Annotated in this window: 14 protein-coding genes; 12 read left to right on the forward strand and 2 right to left on the reverse strand. The window is 70.6% G+C overall.

Annotated elements, in window-relative coordinates:
• Positions 1-110: 110 nt before the first annotated feature.
• Positions 111-1,373 (forward strand): c-type cytochrome biogenesis protein CcmI, encoded by a 1,263-nt coding sequence (ccmI, locus tag HZ992_RS02125; protein WP_209385038.1) that lies wholly within the window; start codon positions 111-113, stop codon positions 1,371-1,373.
• 7 nt (positions 1,374-1,380) lie between these two features.
• Here the strand turns inward: ccmI and HZ992_RS02130 are convergent, their stop codons facing one another.
• Entirely contained in the window at positions 1,381-1,908 is a 528-nt protein-coding gene (locus HZ992_RS02130; RefSeq protein ID WP_209385039.1) for a tetratricopeptide repeat protein, read from the reverse strand.
• Between the two features lie 96 nt (positions 1,909-2,004).
• On the opposite strand from HZ992_RS02130, the gene HZ992_RS02135 reads away from it, so the two are divergent.
• The 11 genes from HZ992_RS02135 (at position 2,005) to HZ992_RS02185 (ending at position 19,815) form a co-directional block, all read left to right on the forward strand.
• Positions 2,005-3,453, forward strand: a complete 1,449-nt coding sequence (locus tag HZ992_RS02135) for a HAMP domain-containing protein (RefSeq protein WP_209385040.1) — start codon at positions 2,005-2,007, stop codon at positions 3,451-3,453.
• Between the two features lie 15 nt (positions 3,454-3,468).
• Positions 3,469-4,854 (forward strand): sigma-54-dependent transcriptional regulator, encoded by a 1,386-nt coding sequence (locus tag HZ992_RS02140; protein WP_209385041.1) that lies wholly within the window; start codon positions 3,469-3,471, stop codon positions 4,852-4,854.
• Positions 4,855-5,634: 780 nt separating this feature from the next.
• Positions 5,635-6,090, forward strand: a complete 456-nt coding sequence (locus HZ992_RS02145; RefSeq protein WP_209385042.1) for a tetratricopeptide repeat protein — start codon at positions 5,635-5,637, stop codon at positions 6,088-6,090.
• Positions 6,087-6,389 (forward strand): c-type cytochrome, encoded by a 303-nt coding sequence (locus HZ992_RS02150; protein ID WP_209385043.1) that lies wholly within the window; start codon positions 6,087-6,089, stop codon positions 6,387-6,389. Before HZ992_RS02145 ends, HZ992_RS02150 begins: the two co-directional genes overlap by 4 nt.
• Positions 6,386-7,444, forward strand: a complete 1,059-nt coding sequence (locus tag HZ992_RS02155) for a ligand-binding sensor domain-containing protein (RefSeq protein WP_209385044.1) — start codon at positions 6,386-6,388, stop codon at positions 7,442-7,444. Before HZ992_RS02150 ends, HZ992_RS02155 begins: the two co-directional genes overlap by 4 nt.
• A gap of 23 nt (positions 7,445-7,467) precedes the next feature.
• Positions 7,468-8,730: a ligand-binding sensor domain-containing protein gene (locus HZ992_RS02160; protein ID WP_209385045.1), complete on the forward strand. Its 1,263-nt coding sequence runs from the start codon at positions 7,468-7,470 to the stop codon at positions 8,728-8,730.
• A gap of 13 nt (positions 8,731-8,743) precedes the next feature.
• Complete coding sequence (locus HZ992_RS02165) at positions 8,744-11,509, forward strand: response regulator (RefSeq protein WP_209385046.1); 2,766 nt, start codon at positions 8,744-8,746, stop codon at positions 11,507-11,509.
• 15 nt (positions 11,510-11,524) lie between these two features.
• Positions 11,525-12,574 (forward strand): FAD:protein FMN transferase, encoded by a 1,050-nt coding sequence (locus HZ992_RS02170; protein WP_209385047.1) that lies wholly within the window; start codon positions 11,525-11,527, stop codon positions 12,572-12,574.
• Between the two features lie 89 nt (positions 12,575-12,663).
• On the forward strand, positions 12,664-13,020 hold the full coding sequence (locus tag HZ992_RS02175) for a hypothetical protein (protein ID WP_209385048.1): 357 nt from the start codon (positions 12,664-12,666) through the stop codon (positions 13,018-13,020).
• A gap of 196 nt (positions 13,021-13,216) precedes the next feature.
• Positions 13,217-14,338 carry an HD-GYP domain-containing protein gene (locus HZ992_RS02180; RefSeq protein ID WP_209385049.1) on the forward strand — a complete coding sequence of 374 codons (1,122 nt, stop codon included), beginning with the start codon at positions 13,217-13,219 and terminating at the stop codon, positions 14,336-14,338.
• 74 nt (positions 14,339-14,412) lie between these two features.
• Entirely contained in the window at positions 14,413-19,815 is a 5,403-nt protein-coding gene (locus HZ992_RS02185) for a PAS domain S-box protein (RefSeq protein WP_209385050.1), read from the forward strand.
• On the opposite strand, the gene HZ992_RS02190 is transcribed toward HZ992_RS02185, so the two are convergent.
• The gene (locus tag HZ992_RS02190) at positions 19,803-20,423 is read right to left on the reverse strand and encodes a glycosyltransferase (protein ID WP_209385051.1); all 621 of its coding nucleotides are present in this window, start codon (positions 20,421-20,423) and stop codon (positions 19,803-19,805) included. The genes HZ992_RS02185 and HZ992_RS02190 overlap by 13 nt on opposite strands.
• Positions 20,424-20,546 lie beyond the last annotated feature (123 nt).

Here is a 20,546-nt window from a genome sequence, read left to right on the forward strand (position 1 = left end):
TTGCTATGGCAGTGCATGCCTGCACACCCCACGGCTGCATCGTCGCTGACGTTCCCGATTCCGGGAAGCCATTCCCGTTCGTGGGGGGAATCGGTCCGCGAGGCGCGGCCATGACGGTGTTCTGGAGCGTCGTCGCGCTGCTGCTCGGCGGCGCCTTGCTGATGCTGCTGCCGCCGCTGTGGAGGTCGCGTGCCGCGGCCGAGCCGGTGACGCGCGGTGCGGCCAACCTGGCCGTCTACCGCGACCAGTGGCGCGAAGCCGAGCAGGACCTCGGCCAGGGCCTGCTCGCGCCCGACCAGATCGAGCCGGTGCGCGAAGACATCCAGCGCCGCTGGCTGGAAGATGCCGCCGCACCGGCCACGCCCGCGTTGGCGCCGGCCCTGCCAGCGGCGCCGCGGGCCGCGCGTCGCAGTGCCATCGCACTCGGCCTGCTGCTGCCGCTGGCCAGCGTGCTGACCTATCTGGCGCTGGGCGAGCCGGGCTCGTTGGTGCCGGTGGCGCCGCCCGCCGCGCCCGCGCCCGGCGAGGCCCGTCACAGCCTGACGCCGGAGCAGATCCAGGCGCGCGTGGCGGCCCTGTCTGAGCGCCTCAAAGCCGAACCCGGCAACGCCGAAGGCTGGGTGATGCTGGGCCGCTCGTATGTCGTGCTCGGCCGCTACCGCGATGCCGCCACCGCCTGGCGGCGCGCTGCCGACCTGTTGCCGGCCAATGCCACGCTGCTGGCCGATCTCGCCGACGTGTCGGCGATGGCGCAAGGCAAGCGGCTGGCCGGCGAGCCGGCCAGGCTGATCCAGCAGGCGCTCGACGCCGATCCGCGCCACGTGAAAGCGCTGGCGCTGGCCGGCAGCGCCGCCTTCGAGGCGCGCGACCCCGCTGCTGCGCGCGGCTACTGGGAGCGTGTGCTCGCGCTGGTGCCGCCGGATTCCGACATCGCCCGCTCCGTGCAGGGCAGCATCGCGCAGGCGACGAGGCTCGAAGCGGCGCTGAGCGCGGCGGCGTCTCCCGCATCGCCGGCGCCGGCCACCGTGGCCGGTGCGATCGGCGGCGAGGTGAGCCTGAGCCCGGCGCTGGCCGCACGCGTGGCGGCAGGCGACACGCTGTTCGTCTTCGCGCGCGCGGCCGAGGGGCCGCGCATGCCGCTGGCCATCGTGCGCCGGCCGGTCGGCGAGTGGCCCGCCGCCTTCACGCTGGACGACAGCATGGCGATGGCGCCGAACCTCAAGCTGTCGGGCTTTGCGCAGGTGGTGGTGAGCGCGCGCATCTCGCGCAGCGGCAACGCCACGCCGCAGCCTGGCGACCTGATCGGCCAGAGCGCGCCGGTGGCGCCGGGTGTTCAGGGGCTGCGCATCGCCATCGACGCGGTGCAGCCCTGACTAGGCGTCAGGGCTTCTTGCCCTTCAGGTAGGCGCTGGCATCGGCATGGCCCTGCGCGGCGGCACGGCCGATCCAGCGTGTCGCCTCGGCATCGTCCTGCACCACGCCCGAACCGCTGAGAAAGAGGATGCCCAGGCTGTACTGCGCCTCGGCATGCCCCTGGCGTGCGGCCTCGAAGTACCACTGCGCAGCCAGCCGGTTGGGGTCGGCATCGGCGCCGGGTTCGGCCAGGCCATAGGCATACATATTGCCTAGCTGGAACTGGGCTTCGGCCAGCCCCTGGCGCGCAGCGCGCTCGAACCACTGCACGGCCTGCGCGTCGCTTTCGCGGACGCCGTGGCCGTGGTAGTGCAGCAGCCCCATGCGCAACTGGGCCTGGGCGTTGCCGGCGCGGGCGAGCGGCTCCAGCAGTTGCAGGGCGGCGGGGTAGTCCTTGCGGTGCATGGCGGCGATGCCGTCCTGCAGGGGTTCCGCCAGCGCGGGAAACATCAAGGCAGCGAGGGTCAGGGCAGCAATGGGTCTGGCGATCGACATGGGCGGGCTCCGGGCGTACCACGGGCGCAATGCAAGCGCTGTACCCGTCGCCCTGTGTCGCACGTGTCGCGCGCAGCGCGCCGGCCGGGGACGGCCATGAACTCGGCGGTCGCACCGGCGGCGCCCGCGCCGCTGCCACTGCGCAAGTCGCTGCGCGCCAAGGGCCTGCTGGCCACCGTGGTGCTGCTGCTGTACCTGCTCGGCTCGGTGGCTTACGTGGCGGCCGAGCGCGGCCGCATCGACGAGAACGTGAAAGAACTGCAGGCCCTGCTGCGCCACGAGAAGGTGCTGGCCCTCGCCGAGGCGGCGGTCAACGGTGCGCTGGTCGATGTCAACCTGGCTGCGAGTGCGGCGCTGCCTGGAAATGCTCCGCTCTCACCCGACTTCGCGCAGCACATGGCATCGAGCACGGCGCTGTTCGGCGCCCTCGACGAATTCGATGCGGCCTACGCCCACATCCAGCGCGTCATCGAACGAAGCTACGGCGAACTGCTGGCCGAGCCGATCGGCGGCAACTGGCGCCACCTGCGCGAGTCGCTTGCGCGGGCCTCCGACGAACTGGAGATCCGCCGCCGCAGCCTGATCGATCGGCGCGAGGCGATGACGACCGACTACCAGCGCCACTTCGATGCGGTGACGGTCGAGTCGCTGCTGCTATCGCTGCTGGGCATCGTGGTGTTCGGCGCCATCGTCGCGTGGTTCTTCGCGCGGCTGACCGGCGACATCCGCCGGCTCGAGGCGCACGCCCACCGCATCGTGCACGGCGGCCGCGGCGTCGACCTGCCGGTGCGCCGCGACGACGAGCTCGGCCGGCTGATGATGGCGGTGAACCGCATGTCGGCCGATCTGGACGAGCGCGAGAAGCAGATCGAACTCGACGGCCAGCGCCGCTCGCACCGCGACAAGATGATGGCCGTGGGGGCGCTGGCCGCCGGCGTGGCACACGAGGTCAACAACCCGCTGGCGGTGATCGCCGGCGTGGCGCAGGACCTCGGCGCGCTCGAGGGCAGCGTGCCGGCGCCGCGCGTGGCCGAAGCGGCGCAGTTGATCCTGTCGCAGGCGCAGCGCGCCTCGCAGGCCTCGCGCAACCTGGCCGAGCTGGCCGCGCCGCAGCCCACCGAGTTCGACTGGGTCGACGTCAATGCGATGGTCCGGCGCGTGCTGCAGTTGATGGGCTACGACCGGCGCTATCGCAGCATCGGCTTCCACAGCCAGCTCGACGGCGAGCTGCCCGCGGTGCAGGCGCCGGCCGCCGCACTGCAGCAGGTGCTGATGCAGATGGCGTCGCTCGGCTGCGACGCGATGCCGCCGGCAGCGCCTGCGCCGGGCTCGGTGCGCGTGACGACGAGCCGCGCGCCGCTGGGCGTGGAGGTGCTGCTCGAATTCCCGGTGCGCCTGGACTTCACGCGCGCCGACGTGCAGCGGGCGCTGTTGCTCAGCCGTGCCATGATCGAGCCGCTGGGTGCGCGGCTTGCGTTCGGTCAAGACAGCGGGCCCCTGCTGCGCATTAAGCTGGCGTGGCCTGCCGATCCGGCAAAGGCGTGAACAAGGATGTACGCGATGCCCGATTTGAATGTGCTGGTCGTCGACGACGAGCCGGCCGTCAGGCAGGTGCTCGCGGCGGCGATCGGCAAGGCCGGCTACGTGGTGGAGACCGCGGCCTCGGCGTCCGAGGCGCTGGCGCGGCTGGACAAGGCGCCGTTCGACGTCGTGCTCAGCGACGTCTTCATGCCGGTGACCGACGGCATCGAATTGCTCAAGCAGGCGCGCTCGCGCGGCCATGCCGCGACCTTCATCATGGTGACCGCGTTCGCCTCGGTCGACTCGGCCATCGACGCCATCAAGGCGGGCGCCTGGGACTACATCACCAAGCCCGTGCGCAACGAGGAGATCCTGCATCGCCTCGAGCAGATCGAGGCGATGCAGGGCCTGCGCGAGGAGAACCGCGCGCTGCGCACGCTGGTGATGGGCGGGCCGCAGCCGGCCTTCCAGTTCGCCTCGCCGGCCATGCAGGCGATCGACCGGCTGGTCAGCCGCGTCGCGCCGACCGACAGCACCGTGCTCATCACCGGCGAGAGCGGCACCGGCAAAGGCGTGAGCGCGCGGCGCATCCACGAACTCTCGTCGCGGCGCGACGGCCCCTTCGTCGCGGTGAACTGTGGAGCGATCCCCGAGAACCTGATCGAGAGCGAGCTCTTCGGCCACACCAAGGGCGCCTTCACCAGCGCCGACCGGCCGCGCCGCGGCCTGTTCACGCAGGCCGACCGCGGCACCATCTTCCTCGACGAGATCGGCGAACTGCCGCTTTCGATGCAGACGAAGCTGCTGCACGTCATCGAGGCCAAGGAAGTGCGGCCCCTGGGCTCCGAGCAGAGCCGTAAGGTCGACGTGCGCATCATCGCCGCCACCAACCGCGACCTGCCGGCGATGGTGGCTTCCGGGCGATTCCGCGAGGACCTGTTCTTCCGCCTGTCGGTGTTCCAGATCGGCATGCCGCCCCTGCGCGACCGGCGCGCCGACATTCCGGCGCTGGTGCAGCACCTGATGTCGCAGCGCATCGCGCCGGCCGGTTCGGGCCCGGCGCTGACCATCGACCCGGAAGCGCAGGACATGCTGCTGGCCTTCAACTGGCCGGGCAACGTTCGCCAGCTCGAGAACGTGCTGCACCGCGCGGCCATCCTCGCCGACGGCGGCTGCATCCGCGCCGGTGACCTGCCGCCCGAGGTGTCGCGCACCGCGCCGGGTTCGACCGCGGCGTCCCCCAGCGAAGGCGGTGAACTGAGTCTGCGCGAGCGCGTGCGCCGCTTCGAGGTGTCGCTGATCCAGCGCGCGATCGACGATGCCGGTGGCGACCGCCGCGTGGCCGCGGCGCGCCTGGGCATCGGCCTGTCCAGCCTGTACCGCAAGCTCGAGGAGTTCCAGGGCGATACGCCGACTGCGGCCTGAGCCGTCGCAGACTGCTTGCGGCCCTTTGCTGAAGTTCGACGACTGCTGTGCGGGTTGCGTTGGGCGCGGCAAAGGCACGCCCGGGCAGGCTACGGCGCTTCGCCTCGGCGGTCGGCGCTGCGCACCAACTCCCCTGCGATGCTCGGTCTCGCGGCCCCGTCGCCGAACTCACTTCGCTCCCTGCGGTCGCTGCGTTCGGACAGCGTCGACGAGTCAGAAGACGCTGCGCGCTGCGCGCGCGGCCACGAGCCCTGCGCTTCTCGGCACCTCAGAGGCGCGCCTTCGCCTGCCCGAGCGCGCCTTTGCTGAACCGGTGGTGGCGTGCCGATGGAAGAGAACCAGTGGTGGACTTCGCGGCAGGCGCTGCCCGCGGGGGGCGATTTCTGTGGCGACGAGAAGCGCAGCGCCGGGGTCGGCGCGCGTAAGCGCGCTTCGTGAACTGACTTGCCGCGGCTGTCTGAACGCAGCGACCGCAGGTCGCGGAGTGAGTTCTGCGGCACGACCCCGGCGCGAGCATCGCAGTGCAGTCGGCGCAACGCGCCGACCGCCACAGCATGAGCCCCCCGCGGGCAGCGCCTGCCGCGATGCACGAACCTGGCACGAAAGCAGACTCCCGCGAACTTCAGTAAAGGGCCGCAAGCGGTATCTGCCCTGAGCCATTTGGCATGGAAATCGCTCCCTTCGGCCCCAGGGACATGGGGTTCCGGAGGTGCTGGCGTGGTCCAGGCGACGAGGTGGTGGTGGGCTGGAGTGCTGCAGTGCCTTGCGCTGGCCGCGGCCATGGCCGCGCCCGAAGACGAGCACCGCCGCGGCCTGCAGGCCTACAACACCGGCGACGTCGCCACTGCCATGGCGGTGCTGCGGGCTCCCGCGAACGCCGGCCATGCGCCTTCGCAGTCGCTGCTCGCCTTCATCCTCGACCGCGGCGACTTCGTCGAGGAGGCCGCGCGCCTGTATGGCCTGGCCGCCGCCCAGGGCGACGCCGAGGCGCAGGCGGCGCTGGGCAACTTCTATTTGAGCGGGCGTGGCGTTGCCAAAGATGAGAAGCAGGCGCTGGCGTATTTCTCGAAAGCGGCCGAGCAGGGCCATGTGCTGGCCATGCAGGTGCTGGCGCAGGCACACCGCGAAGGTGGCTTCGGGCTGCCGCGCGACCCCGCGCAGGCGGCGCGCTGGGAGGCCCGCCTGGCCGAGATCCGCCCGCCGCGCGCCGCGCCGGCGAACAAGGCGAAACCATGAAGCGCGCCGCCACCATCGGCCTGTGGACACTGGCCGCGCTGCTGCCTGCAGCGCGGGCTTCCGACACCTCGCATGGCGCGGACCTGTACCGCCAGCACTGCGCCGGATGCCATGGCGGTGACGGGCGTCCGGTGATGCCCGGAGCGCCGGACTTCTCGCGCCCGACCTCGCTGCTCAAGCCCGATCTCACGCTGCTCGGTGCCGTGCGTGCCGGCCGCGGCGCGATGCCGGCCTACCAGGGCCTGCTGCGCGACCGCGACATCCTCGACATCGTCGCCCACCTGCGGACCTTCCGATGACACCTCGACTCTCCCGACGCGCCCTGATCGGCGCGGTCCTGGCCTTTGCCGCCACGCTGGCAGCCGCACAAGGCGGCCCGCGCGTGAAGGATGTCTACGAGGTCGGCCCCACCGTCTACGTGCGTGCGCTGACCGTCGAGAAGGCGCGTGCCGCACTGTGGGTCGGCACCTCGGCCGGCGTGCACGAGGTCGACCTCGCCAACGGCAAGCTGCGCAACACCTTCACGCGCAAGGAAGGCCTGGCCAACGAGTACGTGTTCGCCGTCGGGCTGGACCGAGACGGCTACAAGTGGTTCGGCACCAATGCCGGCGGCGTGTCACGCTACAAGGACGGCAAGTGGAAGACCTACTTCCCGATGCACGGCCTGGCCGACTACTGGATCTATTCCTTCGCCCAGCAGAAGAACGGCGACTTCTGGATCGGCACCTGGGCCGGCGTCAACAAGGTCGACGGCAAGACCGGCAAGTTCAGCACCTACGTGAAGGAGCTGGTCAACGAATGGGTCTACGGCATCAGCGTCGATGCGCAGGACCGCGTGTGGTTCGGCACCGAGGGCGGCGTGTCGATGTTCGACGGCCGCCGCTGGGTCAGCTGGACACACAAGGACGGCCTGGGCGCGCCCAACACCGACAACCTGCCGTTCAGCGCCAACACCGGGCTGGGCACGCGCACGCGGCACGACCTGTCGGTGAGCAGCGAGGGCCCGGCCACCTACAACCCGAACTACGTGTTCTCCATCCTGTCGGCCAAGGACGGCTCGGTCTGGGCCGGCACCTGGGGCGGCGGTGCGGCGCGCTGGGACGGCAAGGCCTGGACGAACTTCACGGCGAAGGACGGCCTGGCCGGCAACATCGTCTACAGCGTCGCGCAGGACGCCGACGGCGCGCTCTGGTTCGGCACCAACAACGGCGTGTCGCGCTACGACGGCAAGGCCTTCGCCAGCCTGGGCATGAAGGAGGGGCTGCTCGAGCGCAACGTCTACGCGGTCGCCGTGGCACCGGACGGCGACATCTGGGTCGGCACGCGCAAGGGCGTGGCCCGCATCGCCCGCTGAACAGTCTCATGAAAGGAAGCGTGATGGCCATTTCACTGCGGGCCGCCGGCATCGGCGCGATCGCCCTGGGCACGGCGCTCGCCGGGGCCTACCAGCTCGGGCGCAGCAACGGCGGCGGTGCCGCGAGCGTGGCGGCGGGAGCCGCCGCGCCGGCGGCCCTGGCTGCTGCACCGGCGGCACCCGCAGCACCAGCCGCATCAGGCGCACTGCCGGCCGGCCACCCGGCGGCTGCCGAGCCGCAGCGCGAAGGCAAGCTCGCGCCCGACCCGACGCAGAAGTTCACCCACTTCCGGGTCGGCAACAAGAACGTCAAGCGCTTGTTCGTCGACGGCGACACCGTGTGGGTGGGCACCTCCGGCGGCGCGGTGCGCTACGACACGCGCACCGACGAGTACAAGCTGTTCGACACCAAGAGCGGGCTGCTGTCCAACGGCGTGTTCCACGTCGGCAAGGTCGGCGAGCGCATCGCCGTGGGCACCTACGGCGGCGGGCTGTCGCTGCTCGATGCGAAGACCGAACAATGGGACACCTACAACATCCCCGAGGGCCTGGGCGACGCCTTCGTCTACGACGTGCTGAAGGCGAAGAACGGCGACGTCTGGATCGCCACCTGGTCGGGCGTGAACCGCGTCAGGGGCGGCGACCTGAAGGACCGCTCGAAGTGGGAGCTGCACACGGTCGAGAGCACGAAGGGCGGCCTGCCCAACGACTGGGTCTACGGGCTGGCCGAAGGCCGCAACGGCGAGATCTGGCTCGGCACCGAAGGCGGCCTCGCGCACTTCAAGGAAGGCCGCTGGGAGAACTGGAACCATGCGCGCGGGCTGGGTGCCGATTACGAGAAGGTCAAGAACGACATCCAGTACAAGAACGACCCGTCGAAGGTTTCCGAGCACCACGCCAAGCAGAAGCAGGAGATGGGGCTGGACAAGATCGACGTCGCCTACAACCCGAACTACATCGTCTCGCTGGCCGTCGATGCGCAGGGCGTGGTGTGGGCCGGCACCTGGGGCGGCGGGCTGTCGCGCTACGACGGCAAGGCCTGGACCCAGTACACCGTGGCCGAGGGCCTGCCCGGAAACCACGTCTTCATGCTGCACATCGACCCGAAGGGCGTGATGTGGGTCGGAACCAACAACGGCCTGGCGAAGATGCAGGACGGCAAGTTCAAGGTGCTCACCACGCAGGACGGCCTGTTCAACAACGCCGTGTTCTCGATGACCACCGCGCGCGACGGCACGCTGTGGGTCGGCAGCTTCGGCGGGGTGGCGCGCATCAAGCCTTCCTGAGACGATAGGCGCGATGGACCGCTCGCTGCTGCACGAACTCGCGCCGGAGAACTTCGGCCCGCTGCTCGCGCGGCTGCTCGCCATCGCCGACGACGCGGTGATCGTGGCCGATGCGGCGCAGCGCATCGTGCTCTTCAACGACGGCGCCGAGCGCATCTTCGGCTACCGCATCTCTCAGGTGATGGGGCAGCCGCTCGCAATGCTGCTGCCCGAGACGACGCGCGCGCTGCACGAGCGGCACCTGCGCGAGTTCGCCGTCTCGCCACTGGCGGCGAGGCGCATGGGCGACCGGCGTGACATCCACGGCCGCCGCGCCGACGGCAGCCTGTTCGATGCCGAGGCCTCGATCTCGCACGTCGAACTCGACGGCGCGCTGTTCTTCGCCGCCATCCTGCGCGACGTCAGCGAGTCGCGCGAAGCCGCACGCGCCGTGGCGCGCAGCGAGGCGCGCTTTCGCGAGCTGGCGACCACCGCGCCGGTGGGCATCTTCCAGACCGATTCGCACGGCCTGTGCGTGTACGTCAACGAACGCTGGTGCACGATGGCCGGCATGGCGCCCGCCGAGGCGCTGGGCAGCGGCTGGATGCGCGCCGTGCACCCCGGCGACCGCTCGCGCGTGCAGCAGGCCTGGCTGGCCGGTGTCGAAGGCCATGCGCCCTTCGACCTGCGCTACCGCTTCCTGCGGCCCGATGGCACCGAGACCTGGGTGGTGGGCCGCGCCGTGAAGAGCCGCGAGACCGACGGCTCGACCAGCGGCTTCCTCGGCACCGTGACCGACGTGACCGAGAGCCACCACCAGGCGCTGGCGCTGGAGCGCGCCAAGTCGGAGGCCGAGGCGGCAGCGCGCGCCAAGAGCCTGTTCCTGGCCAACATGAGCCACGAGATCCGCACGCCGCTCAACGCGGTGATCGGCATGACCACGCTGCTGCTGGACACGCCGATGTCGGAGGACCAGCGCGACTTCGCGCGCACCATCCGCGGCAGCGGCGAGACGCTGCTGGAGATCATCAACGACATCCTCGACTACTCGAAGGCCGACGTCGGCAAGCTCGAGATCGAGCAGCAGGCCTTCGACCTGCGCCGCTGCGTGGAAGACTCGCTCGACCTGGTGGCGCCGCGCGCGCTCGAGAAGCACCTCAACCTGGCCTACCTGATCGACGACGGCACGCCCGAGTCGCTGGTGGGTGACGCCACGCGCATCCGCCAGATCCTCGTCAACCTGCTGTCCAACGCCGTCAAGTTCACCCACCAGGGCGAGGTCTTCGTGTCGGTGGACAGCGAGCCGGTGGATGAGCACACCTGCCGCATCCGCTTCTCGGTACAGGACTCGGGCATCGGCATCTCGGCCGAGCACCTGCCGCGGCTGTTCCAGTCGTTCACGCAGGTGGATGCCTCGACCACGCGCAAGTACGGCGGCACCGGCCTGGGCCTGGCGATCAGCAAGCGGCTGGCCGAGTTGATGGGCGGCACGGTCAGCGTGCACAGCGAGCCGGGCCAGGGCTCGCTGTTCCAGGTGACGGTGCTGGCCACGGTGGCCGAGGCGGCGGCGCCGGCGGAGTTCCTGCAGCGCAACGCGCCGGCGCTGGCCGGCAAGCGGCTGCTCATCGTCGACGACAACCTGACCAACCGCCGCATCCTCACGCGCATGGCGCTGCTGTGGGGCATGGTGCCGTCGACGCTGCCCTCGGCGCTGGAGGCGCTGGATCGCATCCGCCACGGCGAGTGCTACGACGTCGCCGTGCTCGACATGAGCATGCCCGGCATTGACGGCCTCGAGCTGGCGGTGGAGATCCGGCGCCGGCGCAGCCCCGACGAGCTGCCCATCGTCATGCTGACCTCGCTCGGCCAGCGCCAGGCCCTGCAAGACGAACACGGCGCCGGCCTGGCGGCCTACCTCGCCAAGCCGATCAAGGCGAGCCAGCTGTTCGCCACGCTGGTGGCGGTGGTGCAGGGCCAGCGCACGGCGCCGCAGCCGCCCGCGCCGGCGCCGGCGCCGCAGATTCCGGTGCTCGCCGCGAGCCTGCCGCTGCGCGTGCTCGTGGCCGAGGACAACGCCATCAACCAGCGGGTCGCGCTGCGCCTGCTGCAGCGCCTGGGCTACCGCGCCGACGTGGCGGCCAACGGGCTGGAGGTGATCGACGCGGTCGAGCGACAGCACTACGACGTGGTGCTGATGGACATCCAGATGCCCGAGATGGATGGCCTGCAGGCGGCGCGCTGGATCGTGCAGCGGCGCGGCGCCGGCGGCTTGCCACGTGTCGTCGCGATGACCGCCAACGCGATGCCCGGCGACCGCGAGGCCTACATGGCCGCCGGCATGGACGGCTACGTGGCCAAGCCGATCGAGATGGGCGACCTCGCCGCGGCGATGACGCGCGTGGCGATGATCGCTCGCGGCGGCGCGGCCGCGGATCGGGTGGACGAGCAGGAGGTGCTCGACACTTCGCGCCTGGAGCACCTGCGCGGCATGCAGCTCGACAGCGAGCCGAGCCTGGTGCGCGAGCTGATCGACATGTTCGTGGCCGACACGCCAGGGCACCTGGGCGCGCTTGTGGAGGCACTGGTCGCGGCCGATGCAGCGCGCCTGGGCCGCGTTGCGCACCGCCTGCTGTCGGTCACGCAGAACATCGGCGCGCCGCGCATGTCCGCCCTGTGCGTCGAGATCGAGCGGCTGTGCAGGCTCGGCGAGATCGACCGCGTGGGCGAGCTCACCGATGCGCTGGCGCAGGAGCACGAACGTGTCAACGCCGCGCTGCTGGCCGTGCGCATGCGCTACTGAGCCCGGAGTGAAGTGATGGCCACGCACGACATGCCGCTGAGCCGGCGCCAGGCGCTGGCCGCGCTGACCGGCGCGGTGCTGTTGCCGCTTGCCGGTCCGGCTGCGGCCTCGGTGCGGCACGAGCGTCACTTCCTGTTCGGCTCGCCGGTGGACGTGATGCTGCGGCACGCGCCGGAAGAGGCGGTACAGGCGCCGCTCGATCGGGTGATGCGCGGCCTGCAGCACATCCACGCGCAGTGGAACGCCTGGAAGCCGGGCGAACTGGGCCGCATCAACCAGGCCTTCCGCGAGGGGCGCAGCGCGCGCGTCACGCCGGCGCTGCTGGCGATGATCCGCTCGGCGGCGCGGCTCGAGCGGGCTTCGGCCGGCTTCTTCAACCCCGGCATCGGCGGCGTGGTCCAGGCCTGGGGCTTCCACGACGACGTGATGCGCCCCGGTGACCGGCCCGCGGCAGCCGCATTGGCCGGCTGGCGCGAGGCGGCCCCCAGCCTGGCGCAGATCGAGACGCGCGGCGATGCGCTGGCGAGCCGCAACCCGCGCCTGCAACTCGACTTCGGCGCCTATGCCAAGGGTGTGGCCATCGACCGTGCGCTCGACGAGTTCGCGGCGCGCGGCCAGGGCGAGGCGCTCGTCAACCTCGGAGGCAACCTCGGGGCGATGGGCACGGCCGGATGGCAGATCGGCATCCGCGATCCTTTCGGCGAGGGCCTGGTGGCGAGCCTGGCGACGCGAGGCCGCGAGGCGGTCGTCACCTCGGGAAGCTATGAGCGTTTCCGCGTGCTCGACGGTGAGCGCTGCACGCACATCCTCGACCCGTCCAGCGCCGCGCCGGCCCAGGGGCTGGTCAGCGTGACGGTGCTGCACCGCTGCGCGGCACTGGCCGATGCGGCGGCCACCGCCTTGCTGGTGGCCGGGCCACGGCGCTGGCGCGAGGTGGCGCAGCGCATGGGCGTGACGCAGGTGCTGGCGATCGGGCCGGACGGCCGCGGCATGGCCAGCGGGGCGCTGGCACCGCGCCTGCAGTTCGCCAGCCCCAGCTGGCGCGGCCGCATCGCCACGGTCTGAGGCGCGGCGTGCAGTGAGTCACGCCGCCGCGCGGCGTGCGCCTCAGGTTCGGCGGCCGGTTGCCGAAGGCAAGGCGTCTGGAGACGCCCATGCCCCAACTCCCGCGTGCTGCCCTGGCCTGCCTGCTGGCCCTGGCCTCCCCGTTGTGCGCTGCACAGGCCCTGTGGGTGTGCGGCCTGAGCGACGATGCCGTGCGCCTGGTCTGCGTGGCCGACGCCGACCCGACCCTGCCGACCGCCGCGCAGAGCCAACCGACGGCGATGGTCGCCGGCACCAGCTTCCCGCTGGACACGCGGCGCCAGTACAGCGTCGACCTGTGGACGCCGCCCAGCGACATGGAGTTCGTCGCGCAGCTCGCGCGCGCCACGATCTGCTACCGCAGCCCGGGCTGCAGCGTGGTGATGGCCACCGAACGACCGGTCACGCTGGCGGCGCTGCGACGCTGACAGCGCTCACTCATTCGCTGCACGCTCACCGCGTGATCGACGAACCGTGACGAATGTCCAGCGAGGGTCTGATGCACTTGCGCACCGTCAAGCAAGCTGCGAAGGTGCAATCACAGACTCGTGACTGCCTTGCAGGTTCATTCCTCCTCGGCGAGGTCGATAACAACGCAGTCCAGTCGACCCACGGGGGACATCCTTGCCACAGCCGACCATCCTGATCGTCGACGACAACCCCGAGAACCTCACGCTTCTCGGCGAGTTGCTGCGCGAGCGCTACAAGGTCCGTGCCGCGAACTCCGGGCCGCGCGCCTTGCAGCTGGCGGTGCTGGCGCCGATGCCCGACCTCATCCTGCTGGACATCATGATGCCCGGCATGAGCGGCTTCGAGGTGCTCGAGCAGCTGCGCTCCGAATCGCTGACGCGCGACATTCCGGTGATCATCACCACCGCGATGAGCGGGACCGACGACGAGCAGCATGGCCTGGTGCTCGGCGCGGTCGACTATTTGACCAAGCCGCTCAAGCCGGCCATCGTGCTGGCGCGCGTGCACACGCATCTCGAGCTGAAGCGCGCGCGCGACCGGCTGCAGCGTGACAACGCCTCGCTCGAGGCCGAGATCGCCCGGCGCATGCGCGAGAACCAGGTCATCCAGGACGTCACCATCCGCGCGCTGGCGCGCCTGGCCGAGACGCGCGACAACGAGACAGGCAACCACATCCTGCGCACGCAGGAGTATGTCGAGACGCTGGCGCGCCGCGCATGCGGACATCCGCGCTTCGCGACGGCGCTGGACGAACATGCCATCGCGCTGATCGCCAAGTCGGCGCCACTGCACGACATCGGCAAGGTGGGCATCCCCGACCAGGTGCTGCTCAAGCCGGGCAAGCTGACGCCCGACGAGTGGGAGGTCATGAAGACGCATGCGCGGCTGGGTGCCGAGGCCATCGCGCGCGCGGTCGAAGACACGCACGAGCCGGTGGAGTTTCTCGCCTATGCGCGGCAGATCGCGCTGCACCACCATGAACGCTGGGACGGCAGCGGCTATCCGGATGCCCTGGCCGGCGACGCCATCCCGCTGGCCGCCCGCCTGATGGCGCTGGCCGACGTGTTTGACGCCCTGATCTCGCGCCGCGTGTACAAGGCGCCGATGACGCCGGCCGAGGCCATGGCCATCATGACGGAGCAGCGCGGCCGGCACTTCGATCCCGACCTGCTCGACATCTTCCTGGCCGGCATCGACGACTTCTGCGCGATCGCCCGGCGCTACCCCGACGAGGCCGCACAGGAACTGCCTGCGGGGCAGCGGCGGGCCGCCTGAGATCCCCGGAGCTCCCGCGCATGCGCGAACCGGCCGCTCACGGCATGCCGGCGCCACCGCCGGGCAGGGGCCCGATGCGTGTCGCGCTCGTCTACGCGCTGTTCGCCTCGCTGTGGATCTTCGGCTCCGACTGGCTGCTCGGCGTGCTGGTGGCAGACCCGCAATGGCTGGTGCGCATCGGCGCTTTCAAGGGCTGGGCCTTCGTCGGCGTGACGGCCGTGCTGCTGTACCTGCTCGTGGGCCGCCTGGTGCGGTCGACCGCGGGCGCGGTGCCCGAGCCGCCGCAGTCCGCTGCCGACACAGGGCTGCCGCGCAGCCCCTTGCTGTTCGCTGCCATAAGCATCGTGCTGCTCACCGGCGCAGCGTTGTGGTACGAGCACCAGGATCGTGTCGGTCAGCAGTCACGGCAGTTGCAGGCGACGGCGGACTTGCGTGCCAAGCAGGTCGGCGCCTGGATGCAGGACCGGCTGTCCCAGGCCCGCTTCGCACGCAGCAGCGCGCTGTGGGCCAGCTTGTTCCGGCGCTGGCAGGACAGTGGCGACGTCCAGGCGCGCGACCAGCTGATGGAACGGCTGGTCGAACTTCGCAAGGCCTTCGGCAACAGCAGCGTCATGGTGCTCGATTCGCGCGGCGAACTCGTGCTCGGTGAACCGGGCCACGACGTGACGGTCTCGCCGGCACTGCGTGCCACGGCGCTGCGTGCCATGGCCAGGGGCGAGGCGTTGCACACGGGCGACTTCACCACGGGGGTGGTGCCCGGCGCGCTGTGGTTCGACGTGATCGCGCCGCTGGCGGGCGGCGGGGCGAGCGCGCAGGCGGCTGCCGTGCTGCGCATCGACCCGAAGCAGTTGCTGCAGTCGGCCCTGCAGGGCTGGCCTTCCGCGCAGCAAAGCGCGGCCACGCTGCTGGTGCAGCGCGATGGCGACCAGCTGCTCGGCGTGTTCGGCCGCAATGCCAAGCCGCTGTCGACCCCCGACCTGCTGGCGGCGAAGTTCGTCAACGGGCAGGTGCCGTTCGGGGTTATCGCCACCGGTGTCGACTTCCGCGGCCAGGCCGTGCTCGGCACCGTGCAGCCGGTGCCCGGCACGAGCTGGTACCTGGTGGCCAAGATCGACCGCGCCGAACTGCGTGCCGAGTCGATGAAGAACGCGATCTGGATCATCGCCGCCGGCGCGCTGGCACTGCTCGGCGCTTTCGTCGTCGCCTTCCTGCAGCGTGAGCACCGTGCGCTGGAGCGATCGCGCGGCGAGCAGGCCGAGCAGCGCCAGCGCCTGCAGTCGCTGGCGTTGATGCAGGCGATCTCCGAAGGCTCGAACGACGCCATCTTCGCCAAGGACCGCGAGGGCCGCTACGTGCTGTGCAACCGCGCCGCCAGCGAGATCATCGGCAAGCCCGTCGAGCAAGTGCTCGGCCGCGACGACCGAGCGCTGTTCGAGCCCGAGCAGGCCGCGGTGCTGATGGCCAACGATGCGCAGGTGATGGCCCAGGACCGGCTCAGCTCCTACGAAGAAGAGGTTGGCTCGGGTGAGCACCTGATCACCGTGCTGGCCACCAAGGGGCCGCTGCACGATGCCGAAGGGCGGGTGGCCGGCATGTTCGGCATCTCGCGCGACATCACCGAGCGCAAGCGTTCGGAGCTCGCGCTGCGCGAGAGCGAGGCGACGGTGCGCACGCTCATCGGCTCCATGGCCGATGGCATGTTCGTCGCTCAGGATCACCGTTTCGTGTTCGCCAATGCGGCGCTGCCGCGGTTGCTCGGCCACACGGACGAAGAGTTCATCGGACTGCCCTTCGCGGCGGTGCTGGCGCCGGAGTTCCTGGCCCTCTGGACACAGCGATTCGAGCAGCGCATCGGCACGGGACCCGAGCCGCAAGGTCACTACGAGGTGCAGTTCCTGCGCCGGGACGGCAGCGCGATCTGGTTGGAGCTGCGCGCCAGCCGCTCGCAGTATCGCGGCCGGCCCGCCGTGCTGGGCCTGGTGCGCGACATCACCGAACGCCGCCGCAACGAGCAGGCGCTGCGCGAGGTGTCGGAGCTGGTGCAGGCCGTGGAGGACTCGGTGCTCGATCACATGGCCGTGCTCGACCGCGACGGCGTGGTGGTCAACGTGAACGCGGCCTGGCAGCGCTTCGCCTCCGACAACGCCGACTGCAGCCCCGGCGCGCCCGTGCGCAGCGACATCGGCACCAACTATCTCGACGTCTGCCGGGCTGCGACTGGCCCGGGCGGTGAGAGCGCCCGGCAGGCCGCCGACGGCATCGCGGCCATTCTCGCCGGACGCAGCGAGCTCTACACGCTGGAGTACGCCTGCGACGGCCCGCAGGTCAGGCGCTGGTTCCACATGAGTGTGCTGCCGCTGCGCACGCAGTCCGGCGGCGCCGTGGTCGTGCATGCCGATGTCACGCAGCGTCGCCGCGCCGAGGAAGCGGTGCGCGAAAGCGAGGCGCAGTACCGGTCGATGGTGCTCGCGTTGGACGAGAGCATCATGGTGTTCGGAACTCAGGGTGAGCTCAAGGCATGCAACGTGCGGGCCGAGCGCTTCTTCGGCCTGGACTTCGCGGCGCTGCAGGACCCGCAGGTGCTGCGCGGCTGGCGCCCGGTGCAAGCGGATGGCTCGATGCTGCGCTACGCCGACCTGCCGGCCTCGCGCACGCTGCGCACCGGCGAGCCCAGTCGCGACGAGTTGATTGGCGTGGTGCCGCCGGGCGGCACGTTGCGCTGGCTGATGGTCAACGCGCAACCGGTGCACGACGCGAGCAGCGGCAAACTCAACGCGGTGGTGGTCTCGTTCAGTGACATCACCGAGCGCCACGCCGCACAGGAGCAACTGCGCAAGCTGTCGATGGCGGTCGAGCAGTGCCCGATCGGCATCGTCATCCGCGACGTCGACGGGCGCATCGAGTACGTCAACGACGCTTTCGCGCGCATCAGCGGCTTCTCCAAGGACGAGGCGATCGGGCAGTTCCGCCATGTGCTTCAGCCGCTGCGCAGTCCGGCCGCGCGCGAGACCGAGATGGTCGAGGCGCTGTCCCGTGGCGAAACCTGGACTGGCGAGTTCAGCAACACGCGCAAGGACGGCTCGGCCTACGAGGAGTTCGTGCATGCGGCTCCGATCCGGCAGCCCGACGGACGCATCACGCACTACCTGTCGATCGACGAGGACGTTACCGAGAAGAAGCGCGTGGGCGCCGAACTCGACCGCCACCGCCACCGCCTGCAGGAGCTGGTGGACGAGGGAACAGGGCAGCTGCGTGAGCTCAACCGTGCGCTGCTCGAGAGCGAGCGCTTCATCCGCACCATCGCCGACAACCAGCCGAACTTGCTGGCCTACTGGGACGCCGACCTGCGCTGCCGCTTCGCCAACCGCGCCTACCGCGAGTGGTATGGCCGCAGCGAGGCCGACATGGACGGCATCCCGCTGGCCGAGCTGCTCGGTGACGAGAGGATGCAGATGCTGCAAGGCCACGTCGGCGAGGTGCTGCGCGGGCGGGCGCAGCAGTACACGAGCGAGCTGCGCGGCAACACGGGCCGGAGCATGCATGGCTTGGCCAGCTGGATTCCGGATCTGGTGGAGGGTTCGGTGCGCGGCTTCCTCGTGCTCGTCTCCGACGTCACCGAGATCAAGCAGGCCGAGCGCCGACTGCAGGAAACGAATGCCGAGCTGATGCTGGCGCGCGATCGCGCCGAGGCGGCCAACCGGGCCAAGAGCGCCTTCCTGGCCAACATGAGCCATGAGATCCGCACGCCGATGAACGCGATCATCGGCCTGACGCATCTGCTGCATCGCGACGCCGACGACCCGATCGAGCTCGAACGGCTGGAGAAGGTCTCCGAGGCTGCGGGCCACCTGCTGCAGGTGATCAACGACATCCTGGACCTGTCGAAGATCGAGTCCGGCAAGCTCGAACTGGAACGCACGGACTTTTCGTTGGCGCGGCTGCTGGAGCGCACCCGCTCGCTGGTGAGCCAGCGGGCGCAGGCCAAGGGGCTGGCCCTGGATGTCGCGGTGGATGCCGATGTGCCCGATGCGCTGCATGGTGACCCGACACGGCTGTCGCAGGCCCTGCTGAACCTGTTGAGTAATGCGGTCAAGTTCACCGAGCATGGCGCCATCGGCGTGCGGGTGGCGCTGCTCGATCACGACGCCGCCGGGGTGCGACTTCGTTTCACCGTCAGCGACACCGGCATCGGCATCGCGGCCGACCAGATGCCGCAACTGTTCAGCGCCTTCGTGCAGGCCGACACGTCGATGACGCGCCGATTCGGCGGCACCGGACTGGGCCTGGCCATCACGCAGCGCCTGGCAGCCATCATGCGCGGCGAAGTCGGCGTGCGCAGCGAGCCGGGTGCGGGCAGCGAGTTCTGGTTCACCGCACGGCTCGAATCGGGCCGGCCGGTGGCGGCCGATCCCTTGCCGGATGCCCGCTTTGCCGAAGCTGCGCTGCGACGCCGGCACGCCGGCGCGAGCGTGCTGCTCGCCGAGGACAACGCGGTCAATCAGCAGGTCGTCGTCGAACTGTTGCATGCCGTGGGGCTGCGGGTCGAAGTCGCCGGCGACGGGCAGCAAGCGCTCGAGCGTGCGCGAGACGGGGCATTCGACCTGGTCCTGATGGACGTGCAGATGCCGTTGATGGACGGTCTGGAAGCGACGCGACGGCTGCGTGCCATGACCGGCTGGGCCACGACACCGATCGTGGCCATGACTGCCAATGCCTTCGGCGAGGACCGCGCGGCCTGCCTCGCGGCAGGCATGGACGACCACGTCGCCAAGCCGGTCGATCCGCCGAACCTGTATGCGGCGCTGCTGCGCTGGCTGTCGCGCGGCGAGTCGCCCGTGCCTGCGGTGGCGGCGGAGGCCGCGGCTCCGACGGAGTCCGTCGACATGGCCGCGTTGCCACACATCGATGGCCTGGATGCGGCGCTGGCGATGCGCTATCTCGGTGGACAGGTGGTGCTGTACCGACGGGTGCTGCGCCAGTTCGCGCAGCACCACGGCGACGACGCGGCGAAGCTGGCCAGCCCGGTGCGGCTCGCGGAACGGCAGGCGCTGCGCGAACTGGCCCATTCGGTGAAAGGCTCGTCGGCGTCGATCGGCGCGCTGCGGCTGCCGGCCCTGGCGGCCGCGCTGGAGGCGGCTGTCGCCGAGCGCCGCGGCGACGACGAGGTGCACGCCGCGCAGCACGCGGTGCAGCGCGAGCTCGAGATGCTGCTGCAGGCCATCCGCGACGGCCTGTCCAGCGGCGAGACACAGCCCATGCCGCTGGACAGCGGCGACGTGCACGAGGAGACGCTGGACCGGCTGCTGGAACTGCTGGCCGCGGCGGACTACGAGGCCCTGCCGCTGCTGCGCCGCCTTGCGCCGCGTCTGCACCGGCAGTACGGTGCCGCCATCGACGATGCCGAAGCCAGCCTGGGCCGCTTCGACTACGAACAGGCGCTGCAGACGCTGCGCAGCCTGCGCCCTCAGCCGGCCTGAAGCAGTCCGTCGACCAGGCGGCGGTCGAGAAGACCGAGTTCCATGCACTGCGCAGGCAGCACGAAGTCGGGCCGCGACAACTGCTCACGCATCTGCGTGTCGTCCCACTGCCGCAGCCGGCTGTGGCCCGGCTCGACGGAGGTCTGCGCATAGACCAGCCGTGCGTCCGACTCCCACTGCAGGATCATTTGCGGGATCAGCTCCGGCGAGTGGTGCAGGGCCGGATCGAGCAGGATCACGGCGTCGCCGCGGGAGGCGAGGATGCCGGCCTCGAAGCCATCGGCCAGGCTTCCCGGCTGCCCGAGCGGCAGGAAGCGGAAGCCCGGCAGCTCGCACCAGGCCTGCATCAGGCCGTCGGTGCCGTCGGTGCTGCCGGCGTCGACGACGATGAGTTCCCAGGGGTAACCGCACTCGGTGAGCGTGTCGCTCAGGATGGGCAGCAGCTTGGACAACGTGCGTGCGCTGTTTTCGCAAGGCAGCACGCACGACACCGTCTGGCGTGCACCCGACAGCTGCGCCCAACCCGAGGCGTGAGCCCAGGCGGGCGCGTCGTTGACGGGCTGCGCCATGGCGGCGATGCCGGCGCGGGGCTCGGGAGGGGTGGGCATGGCAGGGTGGCGGTGCTGTGCGAGATGGACGCCAGCGCCATTGTTGATGCGCTTCCTTGTGCCACCTTAAATCAAGCCGTCCGAAGCGGGGTGTCTGTTCGTGGGATTGTGTCCGGTCGTATC

This window comes from Rhizobacter sp. AJA081-3 (genome assembly GCF_017795745.1).
In the GTDB taxonomy this organism is placed as follows: domain Bacteria; phylum Pseudomonadota; class Gammaproteobacteria; order Burkholderiales; family Burkholderiaceae_C; genus Piscinibacter.